This window comes from Candidatus Thermoplasmatota archaeon, assembly GCA_030018475.1.
Taxonomy (GTDB): domain Archaea; phylum Thermoplasmatota; class JASEFT01; order JASEFT01; family JASEFT01; genus JASEFT01.
Genome location: JASEFT010000080.1, coordinates 1 through 3,534 on the forward strand (window position 1 = coordinate 1; position 3,534 = coordinate 3,534).

Below are 3,534 nucleotides of genomic sequence, written 5' to 3' on the forward strand. Positions count from 1 at the left end.
CTACATTGATTAATCCATTCTTTCTGCCTTTGAACTTTAAAAATTTATGCCTGAAGAATATACATTTTAGGGCTTTATTTTAGAGTGAAGGTTACAGCCCTATAATTCTTTAAAAGGTAAGTTTGTCGTCGAGAGGGGGTAGAACTATACCAATTATCCGATGTTGCCGATGTCACTTTACTTTACAACTCCGAAATCTCTAAATATAGTTAAACTCATAGAGGTATAGGACTGAGAACATGTTCGAAGCTACTGTAAAATGCGAAGTGCTCAAAGAAGTTGTAAATGTGATCTCAACCCTTGTAAACGAAGCTAAATTCAGTATTGATAGCAAAGGTCTGACTGTAAGAGCCGTGGACCCGGCGCACGTAGCAATGGTCGATTTGGAGCTGAAAGCAGGTGCTTTTGAAAAATACAAAGCTGATGAGACAGAACTTGGTATTGATTTGGAGAAGCTAGGCGAGGTTTTAAAGCTTGCAAGCGCTACAGATAAAATTTCTCTACAGTTTGATGAAGAGAGGAACAAGCTTGTAGTAAAAGTAGAAAACATTACAAGAAGAATGCCTCTAGTTGACGTAGCTAGTATGTCAGAGCCTAAAGTACCTAATTTAAATCCAACTGTAAAGGTGGTATTAAAAACATCGGAACTTGATAAAGGAATAAAAGCTGGCGAGACTGTCTCAGACCATATAGCGCTAGTTGCAACTCCGGAAGGCTTCGAAGTAACTTCTGAGAGCGAAACCGATTTTGCTAGCTTGAAGCTATCGAAAGCTTCACTTGAAGCTTTACAATGCAAAGAGCTGACCAAAAGTCTTTACTCTTCAGATTACTTCTCTAAAATGATAAAAGCAATTACAAGCTCTGAGAAAGTGATGCTTTGGCTTGGAAACGACTATCCTGTAAAACTTGAGTTCGAGCTTGCAAATGGGCATGGCAAAGCTTACTATCTACTAGCGCCCAGAATAGAAAGTGAGTAACTTTTTACAAAATGCTCGAGCTTTACACACTCGCAAAATATCCTTTTCTAAAAGATTCTTTACTACATATAAAGCAGCAAGGATTAACGCTTGAAGAGCTCCTGACGAGTCATCTCTACGAAAGGGCTAGAGCTCTAGGGCTGAGTAGAGTTGAAGAATCTTTAGAACACAGCGAAATTAAAGAACACGATTTATCAACTCCAACAGCTCAGCTTATGGAGCTTTTATCATATCCATTTGCAAGGCTGTTAGTCTCGTGCATTAACGATAAATTTTTAATGAAAAGATACTCGTTAGCAGAAGCTACACTTGCATCTAAAAGATTGCTTGAAGAAAATATTGACTTGATAGAGCTTGTGTGCAAAGAATTCTTTAGCGATCTTCACAGGGATTGTGATTTTTTTAAAATTCATTTCTCAGAGTATCTCAAATATTCATCAAACTTAAGAAGCGCTGATTGGAAACTTGTAAATTGTGAGCTTAGCAATGGATGGATTAAAATCTCTAAAAAAGATTTTGTAAGATTATCTCAAGAAGCAATAAGAGCAAAAATAGATTTGGAGCTACCTATTGAGGTAGATAAAGAGCTAAAAGATTCTTTAAAATATTATATAGAGAAGTTAGATAGTTTAGTATCTACTAAGAAGAGAGCTATTCCGCAACTTAAAACATTCGGCAAAGTCACTGTATTGAGATTTCCGCCTTGTATGCGCAAGCTACTCGCAAGCGTAGAGAGCAACGAAAACGTGCCTCATGCAGGAAGATTTGCATTGACTTCGTTTCTACATTCTATAGGATTGGGTAACGAAGAAATATTAAAAATATTTGCTACAACGCCAGATTTTGATGAAAGGAAGACGAGGTATCAAATTGAGCACATAACCGGTAAAATTTCAGGTACTGTTTATACTCCGCCTGAATGCAGAACAATGAAAACCTATGGCTTGTGCTATGAGCCTGACGAGCTCTGCAAAAGAGATTGGCTCACGCATCCTTTAAAATACTATAGAGCAAAAGAAAAGGCAAGGGGAAAACAAAATTTAAATTCTGGAAAATCATTAGTACAATGAATGCAAAGCTTGAGTTATTTGAAGCAAAAGTTTTATGATTATTATAAAAACGCAATTTTAGAATATCCTTTGCGCTTCGGTAGACGCGAGTTCGGCTTTATGTTCTTTGAGAGCGAGCTGATGCAGAGGCATCTGAGCTTCAGTACAAGAGAGGAGCTGAAAAATTTTATAATAGAGAGAGTGCCCTCGCACGTGTATTACTCAGCTGCTTATTACAATGCGCCAAGCGCAACTGAAATGGTCAAAAAAGGCTGGCTCGGCGCTGACTTGATATTTGACCTGGATGGCGATAAATTGCAGAAGGCAAAAAATCTAGATTATAAAGAGATGCTTGAGGTTGTAAAGCGCGAGACTTTAAAGCTAATCGAGAGTTTTCTGATATCAGATTTTGGATTTGATTCAAAGTTTATCACAGTAAATTTTTCAGGTGCTAGAGGCTACCATGTACATGTTGTTGAGCCTAAAATTTTAGCGCTCGATTCCTATGCAAGGAGGGAAATTTTAGATTATCTGACTGCTGAGGGCTTGGACTGGAATAAGAGGATATTTCATGAAGAGGTGTATATGATTGTAAGGAGCGGCTTCAGAAAGATCGCCAAGAAAACTATAAAAATGCCGTGCGCTAGTGCTGGAGGCTGGGAAGGCAAGGTAGGAAGAGGACTGTTAAAATTTGTAGAGAATTTAGAAGATAGCTCTGCTGAAGAGGCTATTGCTAAACTTCAGAGCTACGGCATTAAGAAGAAAACTGCAGTGTCTATCTATAAAGAGCTCTTTGAAAAAGTGTCTGGAGTAAGAGGTGTAGATAAAGTAAAAGAGGGCCGACTCGATATTTTTTCTAAAGATAGTTATCTGAACGCTTTTCTAGACATTATAAATAAAGAATTGAGGGTGGATCTTACTAGCGGTACAGATGAGCCTGTAACTTCAGATACTAAAAGACTTATAAGAATGCAGAGTTCATTACATGGTAAAACAGGTTTTAAAGCTGTTAGCTTAACTATTGATGAGCTGAAAGATTTTGAGCCTTTAAGAGATGCTGTTGCTTTTTCAGATTTGCCGACAAAAATCAAAGTGCTCGGAGATGTAAAATTTGAATTGGGCGGCGAAAAATTTAATTTGACTGAAGGACTAACAGTTCTGCCTGAGTATGCAGCTGTGTTTTTGATAGCCCGTGGAGCAGCTGAAAAAATTTGAATTTTATAAAAACAAAACTCTAAAAACTTCTAAATCAATATACAAAAGATGGAAGGTCAAGAAATAACTTGCGAGCTATTGCGCAGAATACTGGAAATGGAAAGAATGAGTCGCCTCAGAAAGAACAGAGCATTGACTAAACTTGAGCCTGACTTTTATAGTAAGGTCTTGGGATATTTAAAAAGGTTGGAGCAGGAGCTTGAGAATGAGCGCGAAAGCACTGGGAAGGCCTTAATACTCAAAGAAGAGCTGGAGCGTGCTAAAAGACTGGAAGAGGCTATTTATAGCGAGCG

The 3,534-nt window shown here is 38.0% G+C and carries 4 protein-coding genes; all 4 read left to right on the plus strand.

What is annotated here, in order from left to right:
* The first annotated feature begins 239 nt into the window (after positions 1–239).
* Entirely contained in the window at positions 240–977 is a 738-nt protein-coding gene (gene pcn, locus QMD21_07405) for a proliferating cell nuclear antigen (pcna) (GenBank protein MDI6856588.1), read from the plus strand.
* Positions 978–988: 11 nt separating this feature from the next.
* On the plus strand, positions 989–2,047 hold the full coding sequence (locus tag QMD21_07410) for a DNA primase large subunit PriL (GenBank protein ID MDI6856589.1): 1,059 nt from the start codon (positions 989–991) through the stop codon (positions 2,045–2,047).
* Positions 2,048–3,241: a DNA primase catalytic subunit PriS gene (gene priS / locus QMD21_07415; GenBank protein ID MDI6856590.1), complete on the plus strand. Its 1,194-nt coding sequence runs from the start codon at positions 2,048–2,050 to the stop codon at positions 3,239–3,241. It begins immediately after the preceding gene.
* A gap of 48 nt (positions 3,242–3,289) precedes the next feature.
* On the plus strand, positions 3,290–3,534 hold a 245-nt coding region (locus QMD21_07420; protein ID MDI6856591.1), incomplete at its 3' end, for a hypothetical protein.